Origin of the sequence: Bradyrhizobium sp. SRS-191 (assembly GCF_024586915.1) — a bacterium.
Taxonomy (GTDB): Bacteria; Pseudomonadota; Alphaproteobacteria; order Rhizobiales; family Xanthobacteraceae; genus Bradyrhizobium.
Map to the genome: position 1 here is coordinate 59,117 of NZ_JANBVS010000006.1, position 26,580 is coordinate 85,696.

At 65.6% G+C, this 26,580-nt stretch carries 26 protein-coding genes; 3 read left to right on the forward strand and 23 right to left on the reverse strand.

The window, feature by feature from the left end:
- Nucleotides 1-27: 27 nt before the first annotated feature.
- The 10 genes from NLR35_RS12900 to NLR35_RS12945 all read right to left on the reverse strand — a co-directional run bounded on the left by NLR35_RS12900 (nt 28) and on the right by NLR35_RS12945 (nt 11,778).
- Nucleotides 28-1,578, reverse strand: a complete 1,551-nt coding sequence (locus tag NLR35_RS12900) for an AMP-binding protein (protein ID WP_257166910.1) — start codon at nt 1,576-1,578, stop codon at nt 28-30.
- Between the two features lie 33 nt (nt 1,579-1,611).
- Complete coding sequence (locus NLR35_RS12905; protein ID WP_257166911.1) at nt 1,612-3,495, reverse strand: TRAP transporter large permease subunit; 1,884 nt, start codon at nt 3,493-3,495, stop codon at nt 1,612-1,614.
- Between the two features lie 30 nt (nt 3,496-3,525).
- On the reverse strand, nt 3,526-4,548 hold the full coding sequence (locus NLR35_RS12910; protein ID WP_257166912.1) for a TRAP transporter substrate-binding protein: 1,023 nt from the start codon (nt 4,546-4,548) through the stop codon (nt 3,526-3,528).
- Between the two features lie 570 nt (nt 4,549-5,118).
- On the reverse strand, nt 5,119-7,413 hold the full coding sequence (locus NLR35_RS12915; RefSeq protein ID WP_257166913.1) for a molybdopterin cofactor-binding domain-containing protein: 2,295 nt from the start codon (nt 7,411-7,413) through the stop codon (nt 5,119-5,121).
- Entirely contained in the window at nt 7,410-7,898 is a 489-nt protein-coding gene (locus NLR35_RS12920) for a (2Fe-2S)-binding protein (RefSeq protein WP_257166914.1), read from the reverse strand. Before NLR35_RS12920 ends, NLR35_RS12915 begins: the two co-directional genes overlap by 4 nt.
- A gap of 176 nt (nt 7,899-8,074) precedes the next feature.
- A complete protein-coding gene (pqqA, locus tag NLR35_RS12925; RefSeq protein ID WP_257166915.1) occupies nt 8,075-8,170 on the reverse strand; it encodes a pyrroloquinoline quinone precursor peptide PqqA in 96 nt (31 codons plus the stop codon).
- 132 nt (nt 8,171-8,302) lie between these two features.
- On the reverse strand, nt 8,303-8,935 hold the full coding sequence (locus NLR35_RS12930) for a hypothetical protein (RefSeq protein WP_257166916.1): 633 nt from the start codon (nt 8,933-8,935) through the stop codon (nt 8,303-8,305).
- Nucleotides 8,932-9,429 (reverse strand): c-type cytochrome, encoded by a 498-nt coding sequence (locus NLR35_RS12935; protein ID WP_257167161.1) that lies wholly within the window; start codon nt 9,427-9,429, stop codon nt 8,932-8,934. Before NLR35_RS12935 ends, NLR35_RS12930 begins: the two co-directional genes overlap by 4 nt.
- Before the next feature lie 97 nt (nt 9,430-9,526).
- Entirely contained in the window at nt 9,527-11,305 is a 1,779-nt protein-coding gene (locus NLR35_RS12940; protein WP_257166917.1) for a PQQ-dependent dehydrogenase, methanol/ethanol family, read from the reverse strand.
- Nucleotides 11,306-11,388: 83 nt separating this feature from the next.
- Nucleotides 11,389-11,778, reverse strand: coding sequence for a copper chaperone PCu(A)C (locus tag NLR35_RS12945; protein WP_257166918.1), 390 nt, complete (start codon nt 11,776-11,778; stop codon nt 11,389-11,391).
- Between the two features lie 266 nt (nt 11,779-12,044).
- Here NLR35_RS12945 and NLR35_RS12950 point away from each other — a divergent pair, with 266 nt between their 5' ends.
- The 3 genes from NLR35_RS12950 to NLR35_RS12960 all read left to right on the forward strand — a co-directional run bounded on the left by NLR35_RS12950 (nt 12,045) and on the right by NLR35_RS12960 (nt 14,482).
- Nucleotides 12,045-12,758: a GntR family transcriptional regulator gene (locus tag NLR35_RS12950; RefSeq protein WP_257167162.1), complete on the forward strand. Its 714-nt coding sequence runs from the start codon at nt 12,045-12,047 to the stop codon at nt 12,756-12,758.
- Between the two features lie 43 nt (nt 12,759-12,801).
- Nucleotides 12,802-13,488, forward strand: coding sequence for a GntR family transcriptional regulator (locus NLR35_RS12955; protein ID WP_257166919.1), 687 nt, complete (start codon nt 12,802-12,804; stop codon nt 13,486-13,488).
- Nucleotides 13,489-13,621: 133 nt separating this feature from the next.
- Nucleotides 13,622-14,482 (forward strand): formate/nitrite transporter family protein, encoded by an 861-nt coding sequence (locus NLR35_RS12960; RefSeq protein WP_257166920.1) that lies wholly within the window; start codon nt 13,622-13,624, stop codon nt 14,480-14,482.
- An 18-nt stretch (nt 14,483-14,500) separates the two neighbouring features.
- On the opposite strand, the gene NLR35_RS12965 is transcribed toward NLR35_RS12960, so the two are convergent.
- The 13 genes from NLR35_RS12965 to NLR35_RS13025 are packed head-to-tail and all read right to left on the reverse strand — an operon-like array spanning nt 14,501 to nt 26,364.
- The gene (locus NLR35_RS12965; RefSeq protein ID WP_257166921.1) at nt 14,501-15,865 is read right to left on the reverse strand and encodes a sensor histidine kinase; all 1,365 of its coding nucleotides are present in this window, start codon (nt 15,863-15,865) and stop codon (nt 14,501-14,503) included.
- Nucleotides 15,840-17,297 carry a sigma-54 dependent transcriptional regulator gene (locus NLR35_RS12970; RefSeq protein ID WP_257166922.1) on the reverse strand — a complete coding sequence of 486 codons (1,458 nt, stop codon included), beginning with the start codon at nt 17,295-17,297 and terminating at the stop codon, nt 15,840-15,842. The genes NLR35_RS12965 and NLR35_RS12970 overlap by 26 nt, the downstream gene beginning before the upstream one ends.
- Nucleotides 17,298-17,300: 3 nt before the next feature.
- A complete protein-coding gene (gene hypE, locus NLR35_RS12975) occupies nt 17,301-18,341 on the reverse strand; it encodes a hydrogenase expression/formation protein HypE (RefSeq protein ID WP_257166923.1) in 1,041 nt (346 codons plus the stop codon).
- Nucleotides 18,338-19,465: a hydrogenase formation protein HypD gene (hypD, locus tag NLR35_RS12980; RefSeq protein ID WP_257166924.1), complete on the reverse strand. Its 1,128-nt coding sequence runs from the start codon at nt 19,463-19,465 to the stop codon at nt 18,338-18,340. Before hypD ends, hypE begins: the two co-directional genes overlap by 4 nt.
- A complete protein-coding gene (locus tag NLR35_RS12985; protein WP_257166925.1) occupies nt 19,462-19,698 on the reverse strand; it encodes a HypC/HybG/HupF family hydrogenase formation chaperone in 237 nt (78 codons plus the stop codon). The genes hypD and NLR35_RS12985 overlap by 4 nt, the downstream gene beginning before the upstream one ends.
- Nucleotides 19,698-21,953 carry a carbamoyltransferase HypF gene (gene hypF / locus NLR35_RS12990; protein ID WP_257166926.1) on the reverse strand — a complete coding sequence of 752 codons (2,256 nt, stop codon included), beginning with the start codon at nt 21,951-21,953 and terminating at the stop codon, nt 19,698-19,700. Before hypF ends, NLR35_RS12985 begins: the two co-directional genes overlap by 1 nt.
- Nucleotides 21,950-22,927, reverse strand: coding sequence for a hydrogenase nickel incorporation protein HypB (hypB, locus tag NLR35_RS12995; protein WP_257166927.1), 978 nt, complete (start codon nt 22,925-22,927; stop codon nt 21,950-21,952). The genes hypF and hypB overlap by 4 nt, the downstream gene beginning before the upstream one ends.
- Entirely contained in the window at nt 22,927-23,268 is a 342-nt protein-coding gene (gene hypA / locus NLR35_RS13000) for a hydrogenase maturation nickel metallochaperone HypA (protein WP_257166928.1), read from the reverse strand. The genes hypB and hypA overlap by 1 nt, the downstream gene beginning before the upstream one ends.
- Nucleotides 23,261-24,355, reverse strand: coding sequence for a nickel-dependent hydrogenase large subunit (locus NLR35_RS13005; protein WP_257166929.1), 1,095 nt, complete (start codon nt 24,353-24,355; stop codon nt 23,261-23,263). Before NLR35_RS13005 ends, hypA begins: the two co-directional genes overlap by 8 nt.
- Entirely contained in the window at nt 24,352-24,852 is a 501-nt protein-coding gene (gene hybE / locus NLR35_RS13010) for a [NiFe]-hydrogenase assembly chaperone HybE (protein WP_257166930.1), read from the reverse strand. The genes NLR35_RS13005 and hybE overlap by 4 nt, the downstream gene beginning before the upstream one ends.
- Nucleotides 24,849-25,061: a rubredoxin gene (locus tag NLR35_RS13015; RefSeq protein ID WP_257166931.1), complete on the reverse strand. Its 213-nt coding sequence runs from the start codon at nt 25,059-25,061 to the stop codon at nt 24,849-24,851. Before NLR35_RS13015 ends, hybE begins: the two co-directional genes overlap by 4 nt.
- Nucleotides 25,058-25,921: a hydrogenase expression/formation protein gene (locus NLR35_RS13020; protein ID WP_257166932.1), complete on the reverse strand. Its 864-nt coding sequence runs from the start codon at nt 25,919-25,921 to the stop codon at nt 25,058-25,060. Before NLR35_RS13020 ends, NLR35_RS13015 begins: the two co-directional genes overlap by 4 nt.
- A complete protein-coding gene (locus tag NLR35_RS13025; RefSeq protein ID WP_257166933.1) occupies nt 25,918-26,364 on the reverse strand; it encodes a hydrogenase accessory protein in 447 nt (148 codons plus the stop codon). Before NLR35_RS13025 ends, NLR35_RS13020 begins: the two co-directional genes overlap by 4 nt.
- Nucleotides 26,365-26,580 lie beyond the last annotated feature (216 nt).

Sequence of the window (26,580 nt, forward strand, 5' to 3'; positions counted from 1 at the left end):
GACGCGCAGCGCATTGCAGCGGCCAGCTCACGAAAATCTCTTCTTCAGCTCGCGATGCAGGATCTTGCCGGTGGCGTTGCGCGGCATCTCGGCGTCGGTGATGAAGGCATAGGAGCGCGGCCGCTTGAAGCCGGCGAGACGCTCCTTGGCCCAGTCGACCAGCTCGCATTCCTGCACCGTCATGCCGTCGCGCGGCACGATCACGGCATGGACGCGCTCGCCCCATTTGTCGTCGGGCAGGCCGATCACCGCGATGTCCTTGACGCTTGGATGCGCGCCGACGAGAGCCTCGACCTCGGACGGATAGATGTTCTCGCCGCCGGAGATGATCATGTTGCTCTTGCGGTCGGCGAGGAGGATGTAGCCGTCGGCATCGCGGCGCGCCATGTCGCCGACCGAGCAATAGTCGCCGCGGAACGCCTCCGCGGTCTTCTCGGGAAGGCGCCAGTAGCAGTCGAAGGTGTGGGCGTTGGAGGAATAGAGCTCGCCCGCCTCGCCGTCCGGCACCTCGTTGCCGGCCTCGTCGAGAATGCGGATCGGCGCGGCGCCGACGCATTCGCGCCCCACTGAGCCCAGCTTGGTGAACTGCTCATGCGGATGCAGCATCGTGACCCAGCCGGTCTCGGTCGCGCCATAGAGCTCGTAGAGACCGGACTTCGGGAACATCTCCATCACCTCGCGCTTGGTCTCCGGCCGCGCCGGCGCCGAGGAGATCATCAGCTTGGTGATCGCGCTGAAATCGTGCTGGGTGCGGATCGCGCGCGGCAGGTCGAGCATCATGATGTAGTGCGTCGGCACCAGCGAGGTGAAGGTCGAGCCGCCGTCGGCCAGCGTCGTCACCGCGTGCTCGGGATCGAAGCTCTTGCGCGAATAGATCGAGTTGACGCCGCCGATATAGCCGAACGCGCCGAAGAAGTTCAGCGAGTTGGCGTGGCACATCGGCATCACCAGCAGCGCGCCGTCGTTGCGGCTGAGCTTGAGCTCGATCTCGGTGACCATCGACAGCAGCACGGCGCTGCGATGGCTGCGTAGCACGCCCTTCGGCTTGCCCGTGGTGCCCGACGTATACATCAAGGTCCAGGGATCGGACAGCGCGACCTGCTGGTCGGGCTCGCGCAACGAGGCGGCCGTGATGATGTCCTCGTAGCCGCGATAGCCCGCCGGGCGCGGCTTGACGCCGAAATGAACGAAGCGATGATCGGGGATTCCGAGATCCTTGCGCGCCTCCTCGACTAGGCCGGTGAGTTCATCCTGCACGATCATCGCCGCCGCTTCGGCGTTCTGGACGATGAACTGCACCTCGGGCGCAGTGAGGCGGAAATTGATAGGCAACGCGACCAAGCCGGCCTTGGCCGTGGCCGCATAGATCTCGCACCATTCCACGCAATTATAGGCGAGAATGGCGACGCGGTCGCCTTTCTTGAGACCGAGCCCGAGCAGCGCATTGGCGAGCCGGCAGGCGCGCTCGTTCCAGAGCGCAAAACTCATCGCGCGCTCCAGGTCGCGGGCGCCGGTGCGCTCCGGCGATGTGCGGGCGTGAGCGGACAGCATCTGCCCGAAGTTCAGGAGATCCCTCATCGTCGTTCCCCTCCTCTCTTGATAGCCCAGGGATCAGTGCAGCAGACCGATCGAGAACCACGGCGCCGCCGCGATCACGATCGTGCCGATCAATAGAGCCAGCGTGTAGCCGAGCATCGGCTTGATGCCGAGATCCGGATGGACCCGGCTGATGGCGCAGGCGGCGTAGTAGCCGACACCGAACGGCGGCGCGAACAGGCCGATGCCCATCGCCAGGATCACCACCATCGCGTAGTGCACCTCGTGGATGCCGATCTGCTTGGCGATCGGAAACAGCAGCGGGCCGAACAGCACGATGGCCGGGATGCCCTCGAGCACGCTGCCGAGCACGATGAACGCCAGGATGGTCACCGCGAGGAACATCGGCGCGCCGCCGGGCAGATTGGTCATGAAGCGCGCCAGTGCCGTGGAGAAGCCGGACTGCGTCAGCGCCCAGGCCATGCCGGTGGCCGCGCCGATGATCAGCAGAATGGCGCCGGACAAAGCCGCGGTCTCGATCAGCATCGGCGACAGCCGGCGCCAGTCGAAACGGCGGTACAATAGCAGGCCGCACAGTGCGGAGTAGACGATGCCGATGGTCGAGACTTCCGTCGCCGTGGCGACGCCGCCGACCACGGCCGCGCGGATGATGAAGGGCAGCGCCACCGCCGGCAGCGCGATGACGAAGGTCTTGGCGATCACGCCAAGGCTCGCCTTGCTGACATGGGACAGATCCTCGCCGCGATAGCGTTGCCAGACGACAACGCAGAGCATGAAGGCGAGCACGAGGCCCGGCAGCAGCCCCCCGGTGAACAGCGCGGCGATCGACACGCCGGTGACCGAGCCGATCGTGATCAGCACCAGGCTCGGCGGGATGGTCTCGGTCTGCGCGCCGGTCGCCGACAGCAGCGCGACGAGATCGCCGGGCTTGGCGCCGCGCTTGACCATCTCCGGAAACAGCACCGGCGCCACCGCCGCCATGTCGGCGGCCTTCGAGCCGGAGATGCCGGAGACGAGATACATCGCCGCGACCAGCACATATTGCAGGCCGCCGCGCACATGTCCCAGCAGGCTTGCGAGGAATCCGACCATCGCGCGCGCCATGCCGGTCATCTCGATCAGCAGGCCGAGGAACACGAACAGCGGCACCGACAGCAGGATGAGGTGGCTCATGCCCTCGTCCATGCGACCGATCACGACCGTGGACGGCGTATTCGTGGTCAACGTGATGTAGGCGAAGGTCGCGAGGCCGAACGCGAAGGCGATCGGTACCGCCGCGAACACGAGGAGTCCGACGAGGCCGACGAAGAAGATCAGGAGATTGATGTTGCCGAGCGGAATCAGCGTGGGCCCCACGAGATGGAGTCCGAGACCAACCGCACCGATCAGCAGCCCGGCGACACCCACCAGCTTCCATACGTTGAGCGCGCACAGCCGCAGCACGGCCATCACCAGCATGATGCCGAGCCCGGTCGGCAGCGCCGCGGCGCGCCAGAGATTGGACAGCTCCAGCGCCGGCGTGGTGACGATCGCCTCGTCGGCGGCGAACTCATAGGCGGGATCGATCACCAGGATCAGGAAAGCCAGCGGCGCGGCGATGGCGAGCACGTCGAGGAACGACTGCATCGGCTTCGACAGCCGGCCGACCGCCGCCGTCATGCGCATGTGCTCGCCGCGCTGACACGCGACGGCGGCCCCGAGCATCGCCAGCCAGAGAAACAGGATGCCGGCCAGCTCATCCGACCAGATCAGCGGCTTGTGGAAGACGTAGCGGGCGCAGACGCCCGCGAACAGCACGCCGATCTCGGCGACGACGAGCAGCGCCGCCGCAGCCGAGACAATGGCGCCCAATCCTCGCTCGATAGCGCGCGCGAGGGAAGCGAGGCCGGTTGCGGGAAGCACGGATGCACTGGAATGGTCGGCGAGCTGCATGGTCATGGCCCGAGATCCGCAACCGGGTGGGAGGGGTCAGCTGATGTTGCCGGCGTAGCGCTGCAGCAGAGTCCAGGCCTCGTCGCCGAACTTGGCCTTGGCGTCCTTGTAGAAGCTGGTCTTGGCGAGCGTCGCCTGGAACAGCTCGGCATCGGTCTTGTTGAAGGTCAGCCCCTTGCCTTCCAGGGTCTTCTGCAGGTCGGCATTGGCCTGGACGATGTCGTTGCGCTGCTTCTTGGCTGCGTCGTTGAACTTCGTCTGCAGCAGCTGCTGCACGTCCTTCGGGATCGTCTTCCAGATCTTGCCGCTCGACAGCAGCCAGAAGCCGTCCCAGCTGTGATTGGTCAGCGAGCAGAACTTCTGCACCTCGTAGAACTTCGCGGATTCGATCAGCGCCAGCGGGTTCTCCTGGCCGTCGGCGATCTTGGTCTGCAGCGCCGAATAGGCTTCGCTCAGGGGAATGCTCACCGGCGAGGCGCCGAACGCCGAGAACATCGCCACCCACAGCGGCACCACCGGCACGCGGATCTTGAAGTTGGCGAGATCGGCCGGCGTGTTGATCGGCTTGGTGCTGGTCGTGATCTGGCGGAAGCCGTTGTCCCAGACGCTCTCGAACGGAAACAACCCGACCTTCTCGATGTTGCGGCGGATGAAGCCGCCGACCTCGCCGTCCATCGCCGCCCACACCTTGTCGTAGCTGGTGAAGGCGAAGCCGACGCCGGTGAGCGAAGCGGTCGGGATCAGGGTCGACAGCACGGTGCCCGGCATGGTCGCGAGCTCGAGCGCGCCGGAGCGCAGCTGGGTGATCATGTCGCTGTCGCTGCCGAGCTGATTGTTCGGAAAAAGGCTGATCTCGACCTGCCCCTTGGTCTCGGCGGTGATCGCATCGACCGCCTCGCGCAGCCGCACGTTCACCGAATGCGTGGCGGGCAGGTCGTTGCCGAATTTCAGCTTGAGCGGCGCGGCCTGCGCCAGCACGGCCGGTGTCTTCGCGAGATAGCCGGCAGCGGCGGCGCCGGCAGCAGTGGTCAACAACGCACGACGGCTCACCTTGAGCATTGGCTCTCTCCCTGAACGGCCGCATTCTCGCGACTTCTGAACGAATTCGTATTCCGAATTCGAATTCAAAGCAAGTAGATTCTACCTGAGGTTTTTACGGTTAATAGATACCGTAGGCCGAACGAAGGGCTTGCGCTCACCAAACTCAAAGGTGTCGTCCGGGCAAGCGCGCCAACGCGACAGCGTTGGCGCGCGCCGACCCGGGATCCATACGCCGCGGCGGACGTGGCTGGGCGAGATGGGTCGACCATCGTGCCCCGCACGTCTCCCTGGGGTTATGGGTCCCGGATCGGCGCGCGCGTTGCGCGCTTGTCCGGGACGACGACGGAGATCTGAACTGGCAGATTGCCAATCCCCGGACCTGCTTGATCGTCGACCCGCTCGCGCGCTGCGGCGAATGTCACCGGGGTAATCGACGAACGACGGCTCGCCAGTCCGATAAAGCTAAGATCCAAATAAACTAGCTAACTAATAGACGCGAACCGCGCGTGCGAGATGATGCGGCCGCGCTAAAGAACTTGAGCAATCGATGGGTGGAGCGACGCACCGCCCCACCCATCTCGTGATGGACTACGCCTTCATCGCCGCCTTCACCGCCTCGGCGGTGATCGGCAGCGAGCGCAGCCTTGCGCCGCAGGCATTGTAGATGGCGTTGCCGAGCGCCGGCGCGACCACGGTCACTGCGGGCTCGCCGACGCCGGTCGCCTTCTCGCCATTGGCGATGACTGATATCGCGACCTCCGGCACCTGGCTCATGCGCAGCGGCGTGTAGCTGTCGAAGTTGGTCTGCTCGATGCCGCCATCCTTCAGCGTCGCCTTCTCGTACATCGCCAGCGACAGGCCCCACAGCGCCGCGCCCTCGACCTGGGCGCGGATGTTGTCGGGATGCACTTGCGTGCCGACGTCGGTCGCCACGGTGAGCTTCTTCACGGTGACCGCGCCGTTGTCGGCGACCGCGACATGGGCGACGCAGGCCGTCCAGCTCGCGGTCGCCCGCTCTTGCGACGAGACGCAGGCGACGCCCATGCCCTCGCCCTTCGGCAGCTTCTTGGCGCCGTAGCCCGAGAGCCCCATCGCCGCGAGCAGCGTGTTGCGCAGCCGCTGCGCGCCGCCATCGTTCTTGCCCTTGCCGTCGAGCAGCGCGATGCGGAATTGCGCCGGGTCCTGGCCCGAGGCGGCCGCGATCTCGTCGATCATGCTTTCCACCGCCCAGAACGTCCAACCCGGCGCCACCGAGCGGAGCTGCCCGGACGGCGTCGCATTGTGCGCGAGCTCGTTCTTGATCGCGCGCACATGGTGGTTGGGCACGGTGTAGAAGAAGTCGGCGCCGTTGACCGTGAACGAGTCGAGCGGGCCCTTCTTGTCGACCGAGGGGGACAGGAAGTCCGGAATGCCCCAGCGCGCCGTCGGCCAGGCCGAGACCACGTCGTGGCTCAGTGCGACCAGCTTGCCGTCGGCGTCGAGGCCTGCCTTGACCTTCTGGTAGGTGAGCGGCCGCGAGTAGTCCATCGTCATGTCGTTCTCGCGGGAGTAGATCACCTTGACCGGCTTGCCGACCGCTTTCGCCGCCTGCACCGCCGGCACCATCATGTCGGCATCGAGCCGGCGGCCGAAGCCGCCGCCGAGCCAGGCCTGGTGCATCACGACGTATTTCGGATCGATCCCGGCGGCGCCGGCCGCGATCGCGCCGGAGCGGGTCGCGAACTGATTGCCCGAGTAGATATGCAGGATGTCGCCCTTGAACTCGGCCGTCGCGTTCATCGGCTCCATGGGCGCATGGATGTTGATGCTGGTAGTGTACTCCGCCTCCAGCACCTTCGCCGCACCGGCGAGTGCTGCCGTGGCATCGCCGTCCTTGACGAAGAACTGCCCGGCATCGTCCTGCGCCTGCAGCCGCATCGCCTCGGTGATGATGCTGTCGGTGCTGACATTGGCATAGGGACCCTTGTCGTAGCTGATCTTCAGCGCATCCGCCGCCTTCTTGGCGTTGGCGAAGGTGCTCGCGACCGCGACCACCCAGCCCGAGGTCGAGCCGGTCTTGTCGTCGAGCGTCACCGCCTTGATGAAGCCCGGGACCTTCTTGGCCTCGGAGTCGTCGACCGATGTGACGGTCGCGCCGAAGCGCACCGGCGGGGTCACCACCTTGCCGTAGACCATGCCCGGCAGCATCGTATCGATGCCGTATTTCGCCGTCCCGTTGGTCTTCGAGGGGATGTCGAGCTGCGGCACCGAGACGCCGATCATGGTGTACTGATCCGGCGACTTCAGCGTGATCGCCTTCAGCTCGTCCGGCGTGAAGCTCTTGGTGATCTTGCCGCTCTTGACGATCTCGGCATAGCTCATCTGCTTCTTCGACTTCGGATGCATCACGACGCCGTCGCGCACCGTGAGCTCCTTGGCGGGCACGCCCATGGAAGTCGCGGCGGCTTCGGTCAGCGCGATGCGCCCGGCCGCACCGGCCCGGCTCATGGCGTCGAAGTTCATCATCGTGCTCCAGCTGCCGCCGGTGATCTGGGCGCCGAGCACGGGATCGTTGAACTTCGGATCGTTGGAGGCGAGCTGGACGCGCATGTCCTTCCAGGCCGCACCGAGCTCCTCGCAGATAATCTGCGCCATGGTGGAGGCGATGTGCTGGCCCATGTCGGCCTTGCCGCAGGTCACGGTGACCAGGCCATCGGGCGCGATCGAGTACCAGACGCTCGGCTCGAAGGCTGAGGGCGTCGTCGCTGCAAGCGCGCTATCGGCGAGGCCGGCATAGCCGAGCACGAGGCCGGTGGCGGCGGTGCCGACCAGGAAGGAACGGCGGCTGAGATCGGGGGCCATATCTGGGGTCATGGCGGGCGCTGCTTTCACGTGCTCGTTCATGTCGCCCTCCGGTCGCTGCCGTTCGAGGCGGTGCGCATCTCGGACGCGGCGCGCTGGATCGCCTTCTGGATCCGCGAATAGGTCATGCAGCGACAGAGATTGCCGTCCATGTGCGCTGTGATCTCCTCCTTGGTCGGGCTCGTCGTTTTGGCGAGCAGCGAGGCCGCCTGCATGATCTGCCCCGATTGGCAGTAGCCGCATTGCGGCACCTGCTCGGCGATCCACGCCTTCTGCAAGGGATGATCGCCCTTCTGCGACAGCCCCTCGATCGTGGTGATCTTCTTGTCCTTGACGTCGCCGACCATGGTCTGGCACGAGCGCACCGCCTCGCCGTTGACATGCACGGTGCACGCCCCGCACAGCCCGGCACCGCAGCCGAACTTGGTTCCGGTCATCTGCAACTGCTCGCGGATGACCCATAGCAGCGGCGTGTCGTTCGCCGCATCGACAGAGACGTCTCTGCCGTTGATACTGAGTTTCGCCATTGCCAAGAACCTCCTTACGGGACGGATTTGCTCTGCAGCGAACGCCCATCGGCGTTCCGGCTCATCTCGGCCGCGCGGCGCCCCATCGCCCGCACGCTCGCCGGAGCGGTGAAATTGCAGTCTCAGCTTGGGGCAGCGACCGCGGATTGCGAGCCGCTGCCCCAGGTCACGTCAGATCAGCCCTTGCGCTCGGCCTTCCGGCTCGCGCAGGCGTACATGTTGATTTCCATGCCGACCGGCACTTCGACGATCTTGGGGGCAGTCCAGCTCATGCTCGTTCTCCAGGAGAGGATGATCATCGCCGCGCAACCGACGGCCACCCGCATCTCCGGCAACTCTCCGCACCCGGCGACGGCAGGCATGACACGCATGTGCCTCGCCTGAGGGGCGAGGCATGAGTTCGATCAGTTCGTCTGCTTGGTGATCCGGACCAGCGTCTGATCGACGAAGCTCTTGATGTCCTGATCCGGCTTGCGGAACAGCTCGCGCTCGACCGTCAGCATCCGGCCCGGCACCGTCTTCTTGCAGACCTCGCGCAGGAAAACGCCGCCGACGGGCTGCTCGCCTGCCGTCGGCTGCAGCTCCTTGCAGTCCCAGCCTTCCGCGCCATAGCGCGACTTCACCTGGTTGCCGAGCAGGAATGCCTTCTTGCGGATGTAGAGCCGCGCCTTCGGGTCGGTCTCGATGTTGAGCCCGAACACCGTCGCCTTGTCGTCGATCACAGCCGTGAGCAGCACCGGGTGGCCGGCCACCTTGGTGCCGTCCTGGCTGGTCTCCGGATCGAACTCGAAGCGCACCGCTCGCCGCCCCTGCTCATCGGCCGGACAGTCGCGCCAGCCCGACCATGCATCGAGCTTGCGATCGGGCGCCCCGGCGCAGCTGAGGTTGACATAGCCTTCGTTCGGGAGGTTGCCGACCGGCATGCCGACGGTGATGTCGCGCAGATCGTAGCTCGGCACGGCCTGCGCAGAGGCGGTGTGCATGACGAGGGACAGCAGGATCGTCGCGAAGATCGCAGTGCAGGTGGAGCGTTTCATTTGGATGGCTCGCTTGCAGGCTGGGTCGCATTGGCCTTGTAGATATCGCAGACGCGCGAGGTGTTGCCGAAGAAGGCGGTGCACTCGTCATAGGTCGGCTCGCCCCGGCCCTTGATGTGCGCGAGCACGTAGTCCGCGACCGCCTCGATGTCGTTCGGGCGCAGAAAGGTACCGCCTTCGGGCGGCATGCGCTCGCCGACATCCTGCCGGCTCATCTCGTAGCACTTCGTAGTGTCGTACGAGCCACGCGCAAAATACGGCATGCCCGTTCCCGGCCGTCCGCAGGTGACGGTCTCGATGATGTGCTGGCGGTCGAGCTCGGTCTTGCGCAGCGACAGAGCGTCACCGCCATAGCCGCCGCCGCCATTGCCATGCCATTTGTGGCAGCCGACGCAGTTGGCGCGCTTGAACACCGCCTTGCCGGCGTCGGTCGGATCGGCCGGCGCAGCAGACTGGGCCGATGCGAGGGAGCTGGAGACGATAACGAAAGCCAACGCCACCGTGGACGTGATCGCACTGAATTTCATCTGATTGACTTGCCGAACGGGGAAAGGGAAGGAGCGGAGGCAGCGCCTCCGCTCCTTGATCGACTTACAGCGCGAAGACGTAGAGCATCGAGCCGGGCTGGATCTTCTTCAGCTCGGGCGTGGATTCGATGAACCACTTGTCCCAGGCGCCGCCGAGACCGACGAGGATCGCGACATACTGCTTGCCGTCGACCGAGAAGGTCACGGGAGGCGCGTTGACGCCGCCGCCGGTGTTGAACTCCCACAGCTTCTGCAGGGTCTTGGCATCGAGCGCCATCACCTCGCCCGAGGGCTGGCCGGTGAAGACGAGGTCAGGCGTCGACAGCATGCCGCCGAGATTCGGGAACGGCGTCTCCATCTTGCCGGCGATCTTGCCGGTGGTGACGTCGATCGCGGTCACGCTGCCCGTGATCTTGAACGGCTGGCTCGGTCCGCCGCCGGTCCAGAACTCGCGCGCCTTCAGCTTGTCCTTGGTTGCTTCCTCGACGGTGATCCGGTTGCAGCTCTCGATCACCGGGATGTACCAGAGCTTCAGGTCCGGATTGTACGAGGTCGGCGGCCAGTTCTTGCCGCCCATATTGCCGGGGCAGATGTCCGCGATCTTGTTCTCACGATGCGGCGTCACGGACGCATTGTAGCGCTGCACCGGATTCTTCGGATCGTACTCGATCGGCTTGCCGGTCTCGGGATCGAGACCCTTGGTCCAGGTCACCTTCTTGACGAACGGCAGGCCCCAGAGGAACTTGCCGTTGGTGCGGTCGATCGCATAGGCGAAGCCGTTGCGATCGGCCTCGAGGGCGAGCTTCTGGGTCTGTCCGTTCGGCGTGGGCACGTCGACCAGGACGTTCTCCGCGACGCTGTCATAGTCGTAGGGATCGTTCGGCGTGTGCTGATAGTGCCACTTGATCTTGCCGGTGTTGGCGTCGAGCGCCAGCGAACTGTCGGTGTAGAGATTGTCGCCCGGGCGATAGGCGTTGTCCCAGTCCGGACCAGGGTTGCCGACGCCCCAGATGATGGTGTCGGTCGACGGGTCGTAGGTGCCCGTGACCCAGGTCGAGCCACCGCCGGCCGCAGCCGCATCGTTGCTGTCCTTCCAGGTCTCGCTGCCGGGCTCGCCCTTCGCCGGAATGGTGTGGGTGCGCCAGACTTCCTTCTGCGTGGTGAGATCGGTCGCGGCGATCCAGCCGCGGATGCCGTATTCGGCGCCGGCGACGCCTGATATCGCCATGTTCTTCACGATCAGCGGCGCACCGGTGATGACCTCGCCCTTGTCGGGATCGGCGACCTGGCGCTGCCAGGCGACCTGCCCGGTCTCTTTATTAGTTGCGATCAGGCGGCCGTCGAGCGTGTGCGAGACGACGAGATTGCCCCACAGCGCAACACCGCGATTGTCGACGCCGCAGCAGGCGATCGCACCGGCCCAGTCGTGATCCGTCTTCGGATCCATCTTCCAGACCATCTGGCCTTTGCCGCCGCGCGCATCGATCTTGTAGACCGAGCCCCAGCCGTCGGTGACGTAGATCATGCCGTTCTCGACGATCGGCGTGCCTTCGAGACCGCCATGGCTCCAGATGCCGCCGCCCTCGACGCCGCCGAGATGCATCGTCCAGGCGACCTTCAGGTTCTTGACGTTGTCCTTGTTGATCTCCTTCAACGTCGAGAAGCGCGTGCCCGAATAGTTCTTGTGATGATGCAGCCAGTTGCCGGCTTCCTTCTCGGCATTGAGCAGCCGCTCCGGCGTCATCTCGTCGGCGGCTCGCACCGGCGACGCCAGATTGAAGCAGGCAAAGGCGGCGCTGGCGAGCAGCACCGCCCGCAGGGTTGTCCTGACGTTGATCCTCATCGTTTCCTTCTCCCATCTTGATTATGCGTTCGAACGAAAACCGCTCCGCCAGTCAGCGAAGGGCCGCAGGCGACAAACAGACTTCACGGGGACTTGCGAACCTCGACCTCCGTTTCGATGGATCCCGCTTTCTGGAAAACGATCGTGCAGGTGAAACGCTTGCCCGGCTCAAGCGGCTCGCGCGTCTGCAGCAGCATCACGTGATAGGCCGTCGGCAACAGCACCAGCGTGCTGCCCGCGGCGATCGGAATGTTGGGAATGGAGCGCATCGCCGGCGCGCCCTCGCCGCGATCGACGGTGTGACGCTCGGAGAAATTCGCGATCGGACAGCGCACGCGCATCAACGCTTCGGCCGATGATGTTTCGTTCTTGATGGTGATCAGCAGAGGAATGTCGCGACCGACCTCGGGCGCCGCGGGCACCCAGGCATCGGACAGGCTGAGGCCTTCGCCGGCCAGCGCCACCTGAGACATCAGACCGACGAGAACAACGGAAAATGCCGCCGAAGCACCCCGCGAGACAAGCGCCCGCGCAGCCGCGCGCACGCTGCCCTCCAAGGACGCCGAACAGCCGTCATCACGCTTCGAACGAGCCGGTAGATCCGACACGGACGCCCTCCCCGAAATGTTGAAGCCGTTTTAGCTTGGCTCCTTGCTTCTGAATTCGTACTCTGAATTCGAATTCCTCGCAAATGGATTTTCGCGCTTTGCGTGTTATTGTTCCTGAGAATGTGATGCCCATGCGAATCGTGCCCCCTGCCCCCTCCCTGGTCGACCAGGTCGTCGAAGCGATCACTGACGAAATCGTCAGCGGCGTGCTGGCGTCCGGCTCGCGCCTGATTCAGGACGATCTCGCGCAGGCCTATGGCGTGTCGCGGCAGCCGGTTCAGCAGGCGCTGATTCTGCTGCGCGGCTGCGGCCTCGTGCAGAGCGCGCCAGGGCGCGGCCTGATCGTGGCGCCGCTCGATCCGAGCTTCGTGCGGGATCTCTATGAGATGCGTGCCGTGCTCGAAGGCCTGGCGGCGCGGCTTGCCGCCGAGCGTTCCAGCGATCGCGCGGCGCGCGAAGGACCGGCTTACATCGTTGCTGGCCATGAGGCGCTCAAGAGTGGCCTGGTCAGCCGCAAGATCGAGACCGACATCGCCTTCCACCGCTTTCTCAGCGGGCTCTCCGGCAACGCGATGATCGACGAGACGATGGCACCGCATTGGCCTTATCTGAAGCGCGTGATGTCGGACGTGTTTCAGAAGGAGGAGAGCATGTCCCAGACCGTCTGGGACGAGCATGAGGATATTCTCGCGGCCATCATCGAGGGCCGCAGTGCCGAGGCCGAACGGCTGAGCCGCGACCACATCTCGCGCGCGGCGGCGGTCTTCATCCACCACCTGGAAGCCCAGCAAGGCGACAAGGCGAAGCAGCGCCGTACGCTCTCGGGACGAAAGATGTCGCTATGACGGTTCGCCGACGGAACAATCCTGATCTGACGCAGGAGGCCGCGTGCCGCCGCTGAAGACCGAACCGAGCCTGACCGAGCGCGTCTATCAGCGCATCCTGTCCGACATCGTCGGCGGGGAGTTGCCGGAATCCGCGCGGCTGATCCAGGACGATCTGGCGCGCGACCTCGGCGTGTCCAGGCAGCCGGTGCAGCAGGCGCTGCTGCTGTTGCGTAACCAGGGTTTTGTCCGCGAGGCACCGGGACGCGGCCTCGAGGTTGCGCCGATCGACACCGACTTCATCCGCAATCTCTATGAAATCCGCGCCGTCGCCGAAGGTCTCGCCTGCAGGCTCGCAGCCACCCGTGGTGCCGAGCGTGCGGCCGAGGAAGGCCCGAAGCTGATCGAGCAAGGCCGCCGCGCCGAGCGCGAGCATTCGGTCGAGAAGCTGATCGAGGCCGACGTCAAGTTTCACGAATTCCTCTACGAGATCTCCGGCAATTCCGTCATCCAGGACACCACGCAGCCGCATTGGCTGCATCTGCGCCGGCTGATGGGCGAGGTGCTGATGCGGGACGAGACGCCGCGGCGGATCTGGGATCAGCATGAGGAGATCCTCGGTGCGGTGATCGCGGGCGATGCGCAGAAGGCCGAAGATCTCGCGCGGCAGCACATCACGCGCACCGCCACCGTGTTGTTGGCACGGCTATCCAGACAGCGCGATCGCGTCCCCGTCGCGACGCCCTCCTGATGAGGCGCTGACGGCATCGCGCCGCATCCTGGGTCAGGAACCTTGCCAGCTTGTCGAACGTTCAGGCCGAAGGGAGACCTCGATCTCCGTTTAGCGTCGGCAACAGCCTGCGCCAGCCGACGGAGCATCCGACGTGAGCAGCAAGGCCACCGCGCCGACGTTCAGCCCGGCCGCCGACATTGAAGGCGTCTCGGATCAGCAGCGGCGCGAGATCCAGGCGCAAAGCCGGCCGAACGCCGCGCTGATTCACGAGACGATCCGCGCCGAAGGCGAGAGCGAGCTCGAGCGGCGCTGGTGGGCGATCCTGCTGTCGGGGCTCGCCGCGGGCCTGTCGATCAGTCTGTCGCTGATCGTGCAGGGCGAATTCCACGCCTTCGTCTCCGACGAAGCTACGCGGCGGCTGTTCGCTCCCCTCGGCTATACCGCCGGCTTCCTGGTCGTGGTGCTCGGCCGGCAGCAATTGTTCACCGAGAACACGCTCACGCCGATCCTGCCGCTGCTGCATCATCGCGACGTGAAGACGCTCGGCCAGGTCGCACGTCTGTGGACCCTGGTGCTCATCGCCAACGTCGCAGGGACATGGGCGGCGGCCGCCGCGCTGGCGTACACCCACGTGTTCGAGCAGCGCATCGTCGATGCGTTCACCGAGATCAGCCGCCACACCGTCGAAGGGCCATTCTCGACCACCTTTGCGCGCGCGGTGTTCGCGGGCTGGCTGATCGCCTTGATGGCCTGGCTGCTGCCGGCCGTGCGCGGGGCCCGCGCCCATATCGTGGTGGTGATGACCTATCTGGTGGCGCTGGGGCAGTTCGCGCACATCGTCGCCGGCTCCGTCGAATGCGCATTCCTCGTGTTCAAGGGCGAGGTCTCGCTCGCCGACTATGTTCGCGTCTTCTTCGTTCCGACCTTGCTCGGCAACGTCGTCGGCGGCACGACGCTGGTGGCCATTCTCAACTATGGACAGGTTGCGGCCGAGCTCGACCAGGACGGCTGAGCGGGAACGAGCTGGCCGTCACGCGGCGGGAAGAGCAAACGAGAACGTCGCGCCGCCATCGGGCTCGTTGCGGGCGGAGAGCTCGCCGCCATGCTCGCGGACGATGCCGTAGCTGATCCACAGCCCAAGCCCCGTGCCCTCCCCGACGCGCTTGGTCGTGAAGAACGGCTCGAAGATGTGGCTGAGATGATCCTTGTCGATCCCCGGACCATTATCGGTGATGCGGAAAGCGATCTCGGCGCCCTGCCGCGATGCGGCGACCACGAGGCGCGGCAGCTCGGTCGCGCGCATCGCATCGATGGCGTTCTCGACGAGATTGACGATGACCTGATGCAGCTGGCCTTCATTGCCGGAGATCCAGAGGTCCGGCTCGACCTCGATCTGGATGTCGACGCGATGCTGCTTGGTACGGCCGGCCCACAGCACGGCCGTGTTGATCAGCCGCTCGATATTCACGCGCTCGACCTCGCCGAGCTTGGAGAAAGACAGCCGGCGCAGGTTCTTGACGATCTCGCTGATGCGGACCGCGCCTTCCAGCGTGCCCTCTATCAACGGCCCGAAATCCTCAAGGATAGCATCGATGCGCAGGTCGTTACGCAGCGCGGCGACCTCTTCGGAGATCGGCTGCTCATGGACCGCGTCGAGATAACCGACCAGCGAGGTCCGGTAGCGCATCAGGGTGTGAACGTTGCCATAGACGAAGCTGATCGGGTTGTTCAGCTCATGCGCGACGCCGGCCACGAGGCGGCCGAGGCTCGCCATCTTCTCCTGTTCGACCAGCTGCCGCTGCGCGCGCTGCAGCTCCTGATGCGCCTTGTGCAGGGCTTCATAGGCACGGCGCAGCTCGCCGATCGGACGCCCCGTGAGCACCACGCCGATGAAACGGCCACGATGATCGTGCCGCGGCGAGCTGTTGATCGCGAACAGGTCGGAGCTCGGGCCGTCGGCGGCGAAGCGCAACTCGCCATCGACCACCTCGGCACTGCTGCGCGGCTTCAGAAGCGACGCCAGCTTGCTGCGGTGATCGACGTCGATCATCTCGGCAATGTTGCGGCCGGCGATCTCTCCCAGCGTACGGCCCGAGGTGCGCTGGAACGCGGAATTGGCTTGCTGCACGGTGCCTCTCGCATCGCAGACGACGAGAATGTCCGAGACGGACTCGATGACGTTGGTGACGAAGGCCTGGGCCTCCTCGAGCTCCGCATTCTTGTGCTCGAGGTCGACCTCGTAGCGCAGCAAGTCGGAATAGACCTCGTCCATCTTGCGGATCACTTCGATCCACACGCCCTCGCGCTCGCTGTCGAATTCGAGCGTGCTGCTGCTCGCGATCAGCTTCAGCAGCGTGTCGGCGCCGGACTCAGGTGAATGCGTGGCCTTTGCCATTTTTCTTCAGATCGTATCTCGACAATTTGTTGCGCAGGCCGACCCGGGACAGGCCGAGCTCGCTGGCCACGCGGCTGATGTTACCCTCGTATTTTTCGAGACAGCTGACAATGATCGTCTTTTCGAGATCCTCGACCCGGTCCTTGAGACTGCCGCTGCCGTTCAGCTTGCCGTTGACGGCGGCAGGCGCCGCGCGGCGGGCACTGCGGCGCCCCGCGAAAGGCGGGCAGCGCAGCTCGTCGGCATCGGCGAGCACAGCCATCCGCTGGATCTCGTTCTGCAGCTCGCGGACGTTGCCCGGCCAGTGATATTTCGAAAACTCTTCCAGCGCAGCTGGGACGAAGCGCAGATGCGGCCGGTTGAAAGAGGTCTTCACCGCCGACAGCACACCCTCGGCAATCAGCGGGATGTCCATCGGGCGCTCGCGCAAGGACGGCATGTGCACGGGGAATGCGGCCAGCCGATAGTACAGGTCACGACGGAAGCGGCCGGCCTCGACCTCCGCTTCGAGATCCCGATTTGTCGCCGCGACGACGCGGACATCGACCTTGCGCACGCGCTGCGCGCCGAGCGGCCGGATCTCGCTCTCCTGCAGCACGCGCAGGAGCTTGACCTGGAATGCCGGCGAGGTCTCGCCGATCTCGTCGAGGAAGATGGTGCCGCCGTCGGCGACCTCGAACAGGCCGATGCGGTCCTGATAGGCGCCGGTGAACGCGCCCTTCTTGCAGCCGAACAGCTCGCTTTCCAGGAGCTCGTCCGGCAGCGCGCCGCAGTTCTCGACCACGAAGGCCTTGTTCGCACGTGCCGAGCCGTAATGGATGGCGCGGGCGAGCAGCTCCTTGCCGGTACCGGACTCGCCGGTGATCAGCACCGAGATGTCGTAGTCGGCGGCCCGGCGGCCGAGCTCGATCACATTGCGCATCGGGCTCGCCGCCGAATGCACGATGCGATCGAAATCGTAAAGCTTCTTGGCCGCGCCGCGCTTGACCGAGACGACCTGCTTGATGTGCGCCGGCGTCGCCTTGACGTCGACGCCGGCAGTCTCGGTCTCCTTCTGCAGCCGATACAGCTGCACGGCCTCCCGCACGATGTCGATCAGGCGATCGGGCTGCCATGGCTTGGTGATGTATTGATAGATGCCGGCTTCGTTGAGCCCGGCGATGATGTCCTCGGAATCGGAATAGCCTGAGATGATCATCCTGACGGGATCTGGCCACAGCTCGCGGACGCGCTTCAAGAAGCTGACGCCGGATTCCTGCGGCATGCGCTGGTCGCAGATCACGGCGTGGACGATCTCGCCTTCGAGCAGCTTCTCGGCGTCGGCCGTGTTGCCGGCACACAAGACCTCGAAATCCTGGTTGAGAACGCGCCGCAGCGCCTCCTGCGACCGGATCTCGTCGTCGACGACCAATATGGTTCCCTGAATTCCCATGTCTCAGCAGATCCGCGGCAGCTGCTCGCCCGACAGCCAGTCGACGATGCGGCCGCCGCCGAAGCTCGTCGCCATCTGTACGAAGCGATGATCGTCGGCCACGGCTTCGCCGATGTCAGCCGCATCCCGTCCGAGCGGATGCGCCTTCATCGCCGCGAGCACGGCGTCGGTGACATCGGGAGCAACCACCGCGACCAGCTTGCCTTCATTGGCGACATGCAGCGGATCGAGCCCGAGCAGCTCGCAGGCCGCCGCGACTGCCGGCTTCACCGGAATGGCTTCTTCCTGCAGGCGGAAGCCGAGATTGGACTGCTGCGCGATCTCGTTCATCGTCGCCGCCAGCCCGCCGCGCGTCGGATCGCGCATCAGCCGGATGCCCTGGCCGCCGGCCGCGACCATGGCGGCGACCAGGCCGTGCAGCGACGCCGAGTCGGAGACGATCTCGGTATCGAAGGTCAGGTTCTGCCGCTTCGACATGATGGCGACGCCATGATCGCCGAGGCTGCCGGACAGCAGCACGCGGTCGCCCGGCCGCGCTTTGTCGGCGGAGAGATCAAGGCTGTCGGGCAGCACGCCGACGCCGGCTGTCGAGATGAACACGCCGTCGGCCTTGCCGCGCTCGACCACCTTGGTGTCGCCGGTGATGATCGCGATGCCGGCCTCTCGCGCGGCCTCCCCCATCGCGTCGGCAATCCGCTTCAAATCGTCGAAGCGAAAGCCCTCCTCGATGATGAAGCTCGCCGACAGATACAGCGGCTTGGCGCCCGCCATGGCGATGTCGTTGACCGTGCCGTGCACGGCGAGCGAACCGATGTTGCCGCCGGGAAAGAACAGCGGCGAGACGACGTAGCCGTCGGTCGTCATCACCATACGGCCGGCAGCCACGTCGAAGGCCGACTGATCGTTGCCGCGCGCAAGCCATTCGTTGCCAAAGGCCTCGTGGAACAGGCCGGCAATCAGTTGCGCCATAGCGCGGCCGCCAGCGCCGTGCGAGAGGTCGACGCAGCCGTTCTTCAAGTCGAGCCGGCGCTGATGCATGCTCATGAGGCGAGCCTCCGCTGATGGTCGCGGAAGCGGCCATAGGTCCAATGCGCCGCGCAGGCGCCTTCCGACGACACCATGCAGGAGCCGATCGGCGTCTCCGGCGTGCAGGCGGTGCCGAACAGCTTGCAGTCGACCGGCTTCTTCAGCCCGCGCAGAATGGCGGGACATTCACAGGCCGGATTGTCGGCGACGACCAGCTCACGCATTTCAAAGCGCAGCTCGGCATCGAGATGCGCGAACGCCGGTCGCAGCTTCAAGGCGCTCGAGGGAATGCTGCCGAGACCGCGCCACTCGAACTGGTCGCGCAGCTCGAAGATCTCGGCCACCTCCCTGATCGCCCGCTGATTGCCGCTGCCGGTGACGGCGCGGCGATACTGGTTCTCGACCTCGTGGCGGCCGTCATTGACCTGCTCGACCAGCATCAGGATCGCCTGCATCATGTCGAGCGGCTCGAAGCCCGCGATCACCACCGGCTTGCCATCGTCACGCGCGAACGGCGCATAGGGCTCGGTGCCGATCACGGTCGACACGTGCGCCGGACCCACGAAGCCATCGATCTCGATCGGCGTATCACTGTCGAGAATGGCGCGCATCGCCGGCGGCGTCAGCACGTGGTTGCAGAACACGCTGAAGTTTGCCAGCTGCTTCTTCTCTGCCGCACGGATCATCACCGCGGTGGGCGGCGTCGTCGTCTCGAAGCCGATCGCGAAGAACACGACTTCGCGCCCCGGATTCTGCTCTGCCAGCGCGATCGCATCGAGCGTCGAATAGACCATGCGGATGTCGGCGCCGCGCGCCTTGGCCTTGAGCAGCGACGAGCCGCGCGAGCCTGGCACGCGCATCAGGTCGCCATAGACGCAGAGGATGACTTCCGGCCGCTCGGCCAATGCAATCGCCATGTCGATCCGCCCCGCCGGCAGCACGCAGACCGGACAACCGGGGCCATGGATCATGCGGACGTTCTCCGGCAGCATGTCCTCCAGGCCATAGCGCGCGATGGCATGGGTGTGGCCGCCGCAGAATTCCATGAAACGATAGGCGCGAGCGGGGTCAGCCTTGGCGCGAATGGCGCGCGCAAGTCCCACAGCCAGCTCCTTGTCGCGAAACTCGTCGGCATATTTCATGATGCGACCTCCGTGGCTGCCGCGCCCATCTGCCGGAGCAGGTCGAGCGTCTCGCGCGCCTCCTCCGGATCGATCTTCGTCAGCGCATGGCCGACATGGAGGATGACGTAGTCGCCGACCGCGATCTCCTCGATCAGGGCGATCGAGACCTCCTTGCTGACGCCGTCGATCGACACGATGGCCATGTCGTCGGGTAGCAGCTTGATCACCTCGGCAGGAATGGCCAGGCACATCAGATGATCCCTCCAGCTGTGTTGTGTCTTTCCATCAGTTGGAGCCCGGCGACCCAGGCCTGCCCCAGGCTCAGGCCGCCATCATTTGCCGGCAGCCGACGCGGCAGACGCGCATCGATGCCGGCGGTACGGCAGCCGCTGACGATCTGCTCCGCAAGATGCGCATTGAGAAAACAGCCGCCGCTGAGCACGACGGTGTCGACGCCGGTCGTGCGCGATACTGTTGCGATCCAGTCGACGCAGGCCGCAGCAAGCGTCCCATGAAAGAGGCCGGCGGCTTCGGCGACATCGAGGTCGCTCGCGATGAGATGCATGAGCAACGGACGCAGCGACAGCACGCCATCGACGATGGTCCAGCCGTGCTCCAGCAACGCAGGCGCTCGGACCAGCGCTTCGAGCCTCATCGCAGCCTCGCCCTCGTGGCCCTGGGCCGTGCTGACACCGAGCAATCCCGCCACGGCGTCGAACAGACGCCCGGCGCTGGTCGTGACGGCAGCATCGGATCGCCCGAGCAGCATCGGCAGATGGCGGACTTGCGGCTGGCTCGGGAAACGCGAGATGATCTCATCATCGCGCCCGAGATCGTGCAGCACGGAAGCCGCCATCCGCCACGGCTCGCGCGCGGCGCGGTCGCCGCCCGGCAGCTTCAGCGGAGCCAGATGGCCGAGACGTTGAAAGCTGGCGCCCTCGCACAGCAGAATCTCGCCGCCCCAGGCGCCGCCATCGCTGCCGTAACCGTAGCCGTCGAGCACCAGCGCGAGCACAGCCTCGCGCAAGCCATGCTCGGCCATGACCGAGGCGGCATGCGCATGATGATGCTGCACGGCGAAGGTCGGCAGGCCCTGAACCTGCGCAAACCGCGTCGACGCCATGTCCGGATGCAGGTCGTGCGCGATCGCGACGGGCGCGACGTCGAGGATCGAGGTGAGATGCGCGATCGTCTCCTCGAAGAAGCGGATCGCAGCGGCCGTGTCGAGGTCGCCGAGATGCTGCGACACGAAGGCCTCATCGCCGCGGATCACGGTCACGGTCGACTTGAGGTGAGCGCCGACCGCGAGGACCGGCGGCAGGGCACGCGGCAGCCGGATCGGCTCCGGAACATAGCCGCGGGCACGACGGATGAAGCGCGGCGCTCCTGCGACCATTGCGACCACGGAATCATCGGCGCGGATGACGATGTCGCGGTCATGGGTGACGATCAGATCCGCGATATCGGAGAGATCGGCCAGCGCCTCGTCATTGTCGGTCAGCAGCGGCTCGCCGCTCGGATTGGCACTGGTGCAGACCAGCGCCCAATCGCCGTCACCATGCGCACGCAGCGCGTCGAAGATCAGGTGATGCAGCGGCGCGACCGGCAGCATCACACCGAGTTTGGCGAGACCCGGCGCCACCGCCGGCGCAAGACATTGGCGCGATCGCAGCAGAACGATCGGCCGCGCCACCTGCTCCAGCAATCCGCGCTCGGCGGGATCGAGATCGGCGATCTCAGCGGCCGCCGCGACGGAAGCCAGCATCACCGCGAACGGCTTGCCGTCGCGCTGCTTGCTCGCACGCAGCCGTTGGACCGCTCGCTCGTCGCGCGCATCACAGAGCAATTGATAGCCGCCGAGCCCCTTGATGGCGACGATTCGGCCATCCGCGAGCGCCACCGCGATGTCAGTGACGTCATGGCTGAGACGCGGTCCGCAGTCCGGACAGGAGATCGCCTCGGCATGGAAGCGGCGGCCGCTCTGATCCGCGTAGTCCGCACGGCACGCGTCGCACATCGGAAACCGCTTCATCGCCGTCGTCACCCGGTCGTAAGGCAGGCGCTCGGCGATGGTGTAGCGGGGACCGCAATGGGTACAGTTGACGAAGGGATAGCGGTGAAAGCGGCTGGTGGAGTCGAACAGCTCCGCGAGACACTCTGGACAGGTCGCGGCATCCGGCACGATGCGGGTGGTCACCCGGCCACCGACGCTTGCGCCGATCTGAAACTCAGCGCTCGCCTGCGCCGGGACCGGTTCGACGGCGATGTCGTCGATGCGCGCCAAAGGCGGCGCCTGCTGCGGCAGCGCCTCGACGAACGACACGACGTTCTCGCCCTCGACCTCGATCACGACGCCATCGGCGTCGTTGGCGACGAAGCCGCCGAGGCGGTGGCGCGTGGCCAGGCCATGGACATAGGGACGGAAACCGACGCCCTGCACGGCGCCGCGAATGCGGAGCCTGAGGCGCGTGCGATCCGTCGCCAATATCTGGCCTGTCACGCTCATCCCTGCACCGCGCCCATCGCGCTCGCTTTGACGCGGTCGGCCTGTTTCCTGATCCAGGCATAGAAGGCGGAAAAACCTTCGCCGGTCTTGGCCGAGATCGTCAGCACCTCGATCTTGGGATTGACGCGGCGGGCATATTCGATCGTCTGCGCCAGATCGAAATCGAGCACCGGCGCCAGATCGATCTTGTTGATCAGCATCAGTGACGAGGCTGCGAACATGTCGGGATATTTGAGCGGCTTGTCCTCGCCTTCGGTGGTCGAGAACACGACGATCTTGCAGGCCTCGCCGAGATCGAACGCCGCCGGGCACACGAGATTGCCGACATTCTCGATGAACAACAACCCGCCGCGCAGCGGCGGCAACCGGCCATAGGCCTCGCCGACCATCGCCGCGTCGAGATGGCAGCCCTTGCCGGTGTTGATCTGGATCGCCGGCACCCCGGTGGCGCGGATGCGCTCGGCGTCGTTCGAGGTCTGCTGATCGCCCTCGATCACCGCGACAGGATGGCTCTGCTTCAGCTCGGAGACGGCGCGCACCAGCAGCGACGTCTTGCCTGCGCCGGGGCTGGAGACGAAGTTGAAGGCCAGCACATCATGGGCGGCGAAGCGCGCGCGGTTCTCGGCAGCAAGCCGGTTGTTCTTGCCGAGAATATCGCGCTCGATCTGGATGATGCGCCCGCTCGACAGGCCGGCGATCTCCTGCCCCGCGGGATTGGCCGCGCAGTCGATGTGATCGGCGGCGCCGTGCCCGCGATGATGGTGATGCGCATGATCATCGTGGTGATGGTGGTGGCCATGATCGTGGTGGTGGTCATGATCGTGGTCGTGGTGATGATGCCCGGCATGATCATGGCTGTGATCATGTCCATGGCCATCATGATGGTGATGATGATGATCGCCGTGATCATGATGGTGATGCTCACCCGCTTCGATCGCGGATTTGCCGTCGCCGCAGCCGCACACCGTACACATCACTCGACCTCCAGCTCCTTGACCCGCATGTCCTCACCGCCTGTCACCTGCAGCTGATGGCTGCCGCATTCGGGGCAGGCGTCGTAACGCCGGCTGATCTCGACGCTACCAGAGCAGCCGAGGCACCAGGCCGTTCCCTTCTGTTCAATGATCTCCAGCGCCGCGCCGCGCGCGATCGTATGGGCCGTGACGGCCTCGAAACAGAATCGCAGCGCCTCCGGCGCGACATGGCTGAGCGCGCCGATTTCCAGCCACACCGTCTTCACCTTGGAGAAGGCGCCCTTGCGCGCCTCCGCCTCGACGATCTCGACAATGCCCTCGCACAGCGCCATCTCATGCATCGGCCATCTCCCGGATCGAGAGGCGGTAGCCAACGCAGGGATCGAAGGCGCCGATCAGGGCATCGATGGCATTGCGATCCCCGCGGTCTCGCAACATCGCGCCGGTCAGACTCTTCACCACCGGCCCACGCGCATGGAAGTTCCACTCCGTCGGCGCCAGGAATTCGAACCGCCGGATGGCACCTTGCGCGTCCAGCTCGACCACATGGTGCAGCCGGCCCCGCGCACATTCGACCGCGGCCGCGCCGCAGCGCGGGCCGAGCGCATAGCTTGCGAGCACGTCGCCATCCACCGCCTCATCGTCGGACTCGCCGGCCTCGATCCAGCGCAGCAACGCTGCGATCTCGGCGATCTTTGCAGCGAGCCGGTCAGCTGGTCCGGCGGGAGAAGCAGCACGAGCCGCGTGCCGCGCCCACACGCCCGTTTCGGGGACGCGGCCATCGATGTCGGGCGCCGCCGCGAACGCGGCTCCCTCGTCCATCAGCCGGGTGACGACCGCGCGATCGTCGGCGGCCGACAGCACGCCATGCGCTGATGGCATGTGCCTCCATCCTTCCCCATCGGCGACCTCCTCGGCCGCCATCATGATCATTGCGAGCGGAGTTCCCGGCAGGACGAACTCAGTCGTCCAGTCTATGCCGAAAGCCTGCAGCCCCATCTTGATCTGTGACAAGGTTTCGGTGCGGGACCGTGGATCGCGATCCGACGGACGCTGCAGCGACGTGACGGCCTGCAACAGCGGTTGAGTCTGCTGCAGCACACTGCGCGTGAGCGCCGGTGCGAGCAGCAGGCCGCGGAGAAGCTCGGCCAGGCGCTCGGAGATCAGCGCCTTGATGCGGCGGTGTCGGGTCAGCGCGCCGGCCTGCTCGCCGTGCGCGGCCTCGACAGCCGACAGCAAGGCAACCTGGTGCGCAGTGGCGCACAGCGAGAACAGCCGCGGCAGCGCCGCAAGCAGCGTCTCCGCCGGCTTGCCCACCGCCAGCCGCCCGAGCGGCGGTCGGGTCCGCGACAGGATGTCGACCGCGACGATGACCCGATCGGCGACCGACAGCTCGATATCGAGATGGTTGCGGAAGACCGGCGTCATGCGCGGCTCTCCGACAGCGTCCCGCGCAGGAAGGCGCGACGATCGATACGCGATGCCGTCTCGGCAGGCGCCGGCCTCGTGTCTTCAGGTGCAGTCATCAACGCCGTCAGAGCGGCGTCGGCCGCGACGCGCGCCGCCGCCATGTCCTCGAACTCAGACATCGGCGAGAACAGCGAGCAGCTGGCAATACGCCCAATCCCGTCGACATCGCCGATCGTGAAGTCGAACGATCCGGCCGGCAGCGCGATCTGGACGGTCGATCCAACATCGCCTTCGGCCGGAGTGATGACATTCATGAACCACGGCGTGACGACGATGCCGACCATACGCCCGTCAACGCATGTGAAGCCAATGGCCTCGACGGCGAGCGCATCGTGATAGATCGGCAGGTCGCGCATGGCGCGGTCGCCGATCTCGCGGTAGACATCGGCAAGGCGCTCGCCCCACGCGGCCGGCGCGAGCTCGTTCGCCCCCTGCTCGGCCGCGACGGCGCTCATGACTCGACCACCATGAACTTGGCCTTCGGCGCATCGCAGTTCGGGCAGTGCCAATCCTCTGGCAATGCCGAGAACGGCGTGCCCGGCGCGATCTGCGCGACGCCGTCGCCTTCCGCCGGATCGTAGCGCGTCCAGCAGATGCCGCACTCCAGCGTGACCTCGTCGGCGAGATCGCTGCGCACGCCGAAATTCTCGAAGCCGGCGCTCATGTGAAGTACGCCTCGATGATCTGCTTCAGACGCTCGGCCGAATCCTCGAAATCCTCGGGCGCCGCGAGCGCGACCACCGGCACGCCGCCGACTTCCAGCGTGTCCAGAATGATCGTGTCCATCGCATTGAAGAACTGCACCGACCAGACATGGCGCACGCCGGTCGCGAGCACACGGCAGGTGCCGTAGCCGCGCGACATCAGCTGGATCGGGCCGTTGCCGAGCGTCTCCTGCAGGAAGCTCATGTCAGCGGGACTCATCGGCAGCAAAGTGAAGTTGATGGTCTGCGAACGCTGTCCCGGCCGCCAGGCGAGCGCACGCTCGCGGACCTCGGCCAGCACCGGCAGCGCATTCATCGTGCCCTCGGGCGCCGGCCCGATCACGACATCGCCGGCCGTCAGATCGATCGCGGCGCGCGCGACGATCTCCGGCACCGCGCCGATCTCGATATAATCGTGGCTCTCGTCCCGCTCGAGCCGGACGCGCCAAATCCCAGCCAGCACGGATTCCTGGATCTGCGCCAGCGAGCCGTCAGGCAGCGCCACAACGCCGGCAACCTCGCCCTCGCCGAGCACGTCATCGATCAGCCGGCGTTCGAGATCGTTGAGACCCGCCAGCCGGAACAGCTGCGTCGGCGCATCGGCGGTCTGCTTGGCGATCACCGATGCGATCGTCGACAGCAACTCGACGGCGCGCGGACAGCTCCGCGCCAATTCTTCCGAATCAAGAGTCGCGAGCTTGGCCAGGGCGCCGGAAGCGGTCAGTCCCTTGTACTGAACGTCGAGGGCCTCCTCGCCGATCGGAAACACGCTGACCGGCTGCTCCGCGCCTTCAGGCGCAATCCAGAAACCTGGCTTCATCGGTCGCCTCCTGAAAGCTGATGCGCGGGAACGATACTGGCGACGACCGTCGCCACTGCGCCGGCCGGGCGATCAATGAGCCGCGAGATGCGATCGACATAGACCGACCAGTCCTGGATCTTGGCGATCACGCCGAGCGTCTCGGTGCCGCGGCAGAAGATCAGCGACGGCTGCACCCGGACGCCGAAGCGCGCACCAAGCTCGGCTTCCGCATCGCGCGCGATCACCGCGCCCCGCAGCCGGCCCTGAAACGCCGTGATCAGCTCTGGCAAGACGATGGCGACGTCCAGCGCCTCCGGAAAGCGCGCGGGATCGCCGGCCGAGAGCAGCACGGCAATCGCGCCCGTCCGCGCCACGCCGTCCAGGAACGCATCGACAGTGCCGGCATCGACCTCCGGCAAACCGCCTCGCAAGCGCGTGCCATCACGCTGCAGCCTCTCCATGGATGTTCCTTTGTGACCAGTTATCGTTGTCGGTCCTCTGAATGGACAGCAATCGACGTGCCAGACGGCCGCCGTCGCCGTGATCACATCAAGTGACTGAATATTCTCAGTAATTTTTCTGCATTAGGAATTGCGCAAGATCTCTGCAAAGATAGTTTGCAGACGGAAGCCGACAACTTTCTTTTTGATTGGATACCTTGTTGTCGGCGACCGGAC

What these genes read in the sequence shown, in the direction of transcription:
- pqqA (WP_257166915.1), bottom strand. Translation starts at nt 8,170, where the DNA reads ATGAGCTGGACTGCCCCCAAGATCGTCGAAGTGCCGGTCGGCATGGAA.
- NLR35_RS12930 (WP_257166916.1), bottom strand. Translation starts at nt 8,935, where the DNA reads ATGAAACGCTCCACCTGCACTGCGATCTTCGCGACGATCCTGCTGTCC.
- hypF (WP_257166926.1), bottom strand. Translation starts at nt 21,953, where the DNA reads ATGAGCGTGACAGGCCAGATATTGGCGACGGATCGCACGCGCCTCAGG.
- NLR35_RS12945 (WP_257166918.1), bottom strand. Translation starts at nt 11,778, where the DNA reads ATGTCTCAGGTGGCGCTGGCCGGCGAAGGCCTCAGCCTGTCCGATGCC.
- hybE (WP_257166930.1), bottom strand. Translation starts at nt 24,852, where the DNA reads ATGAGCGCCGTCGCGGCCGAGCAGGGGGCGAACGAGCTCGCGCCGGCC.
- NLR35_RS13015 (WP_257166931.1), bottom strand. Translation starts at nt 25,061, where the DNA reads ATGAGCGCCGGCTTCGAGAATTTCGGCGTGCGCAGCGATCTCGCCGAC.
- NLR35_RS12970 (WP_257166922.1), bottom strand. Translation starts at nt 17,297, where the DNA reads ATGGGAATTCAGGGAACCATATTGGTCGTCGACGACGAGATCCGGTCG.
- NLR35_RS12910 (WP_257166912.1), bottom strand. Translation starts at nt 4,548, where the DNA reads ATGCTCAAGGTGAGCCGTCGTGCGTTGTTGACCACTGCTGCCGGCGCC.
- NLR35_RS12950 (WP_257167162.1), top strand. Translation starts at nt 12,045, where the DNA reads ATGCGAATCGTGCCCCCTGCCCCCTCCCTGGTCGACCAGGTCGTCGAA.
- NLR35_RS13020 (WP_257166932.1), bottom strand. Translation starts at nt 25,921, where the DNA reads ATGAAGCCAGGTTTCTGGATTGCGCCTGAAGGCGCGGAGCAGCCGGTC.
- NLR35_RS13005 (WP_257166929.1), bottom strand. Translation starts at nt 24,355, where the DNA reads ATGACGCCGGTCTTCCGCAACCATCTCGATATCGAGCTGTCGGTCGCC.
- hypB (WP_257166927.1), bottom strand. Translation starts at nt 22,927, where the DNA reads ATGTGTACGGTGTGCGGCTGCGGCGACGGCAAATCCGCGATCGAAGCG.
- hypE (WP_257166923.1), bottom strand. Translation starts at nt 18,341, where the DNA reads ATGAGCATGCATCAGCGCCGGCTCGACTTGAAGAACGGCTGCGTCGAC.
- NLR35_RS12905 (WP_257166911.1), bottom strand. Translation starts at nt 3,495, where the DNA reads ATGACCATGCAGCTCGCCGACCATTCCAGTGCATCCGTGCTTCCCGCA.
- NLR35_RS13025 (WP_257166933.1), bottom strand. Translation starts at nt 26,364, where the DNA reads ATGGAGAGGCTGCAGCGTGATGGCACGCGCTTGCGAGGCGGTTTGCCG.
- NLR35_RS12915 (WP_257166913.1), bottom strand. Translation starts at nt 7,413, where the DNA reads ATGAACGAGCACGTGAAAGCAGCGCCCGCCATGACCCCAGATATGGCC.
- NLR35_RS12920 (WP_257166914.1), bottom strand. Translation starts at nt 7,898, where the DNA reads ATGGCGAAACTCAGTATCAACGGCAGAGACGTCTCTGTCGATGCGGCG.
- NLR35_RS12965 (WP_257166921.1), bottom strand. Translation starts at nt 15,865, where the DNA reads ATGGCAAAGGCCACGCATTCACCTGAGTCCGGCGCCGACACGCTGCTG.
- NLR35_RS12940 (WP_257166917.1), bottom strand. Translation starts at nt 11,305, where the DNA reads ATGAGGATCAACGTCAGGACAACCCTGCGGGCGGTGCTGCTCGCCAGC.
- NLR35_RS12900 (WP_257166910.1), bottom strand. Translation starts at nt 1,578, where the DNA reads ATGAGGGATCTCCTGAACTTCGGGCAGATGCTGTCCGCTCACGCCCGC.
- hypD (WP_257166924.1), bottom strand. Translation starts at nt 19,465, where the DNA reads ATGAAATATGCCGACGAGTTTCGCGACAAGGAGCTGGCTGTGGGACTT.
- NLR35_RS12985 (WP_257166925.1), bottom strand. Translation starts at nt 19,698, where the DNA reads ATGTGCCTGGCCATTCCTGCCGAGGTGATCAAGCTGCTACCCGACGAC.
- hypA (WP_257166928.1), bottom strand. Translation starts at nt 23,268, where the DNA reads ATGCATGAGATGGCGCTGTGCGAGGGCATTGTCGAGATCGTCGAGGCG.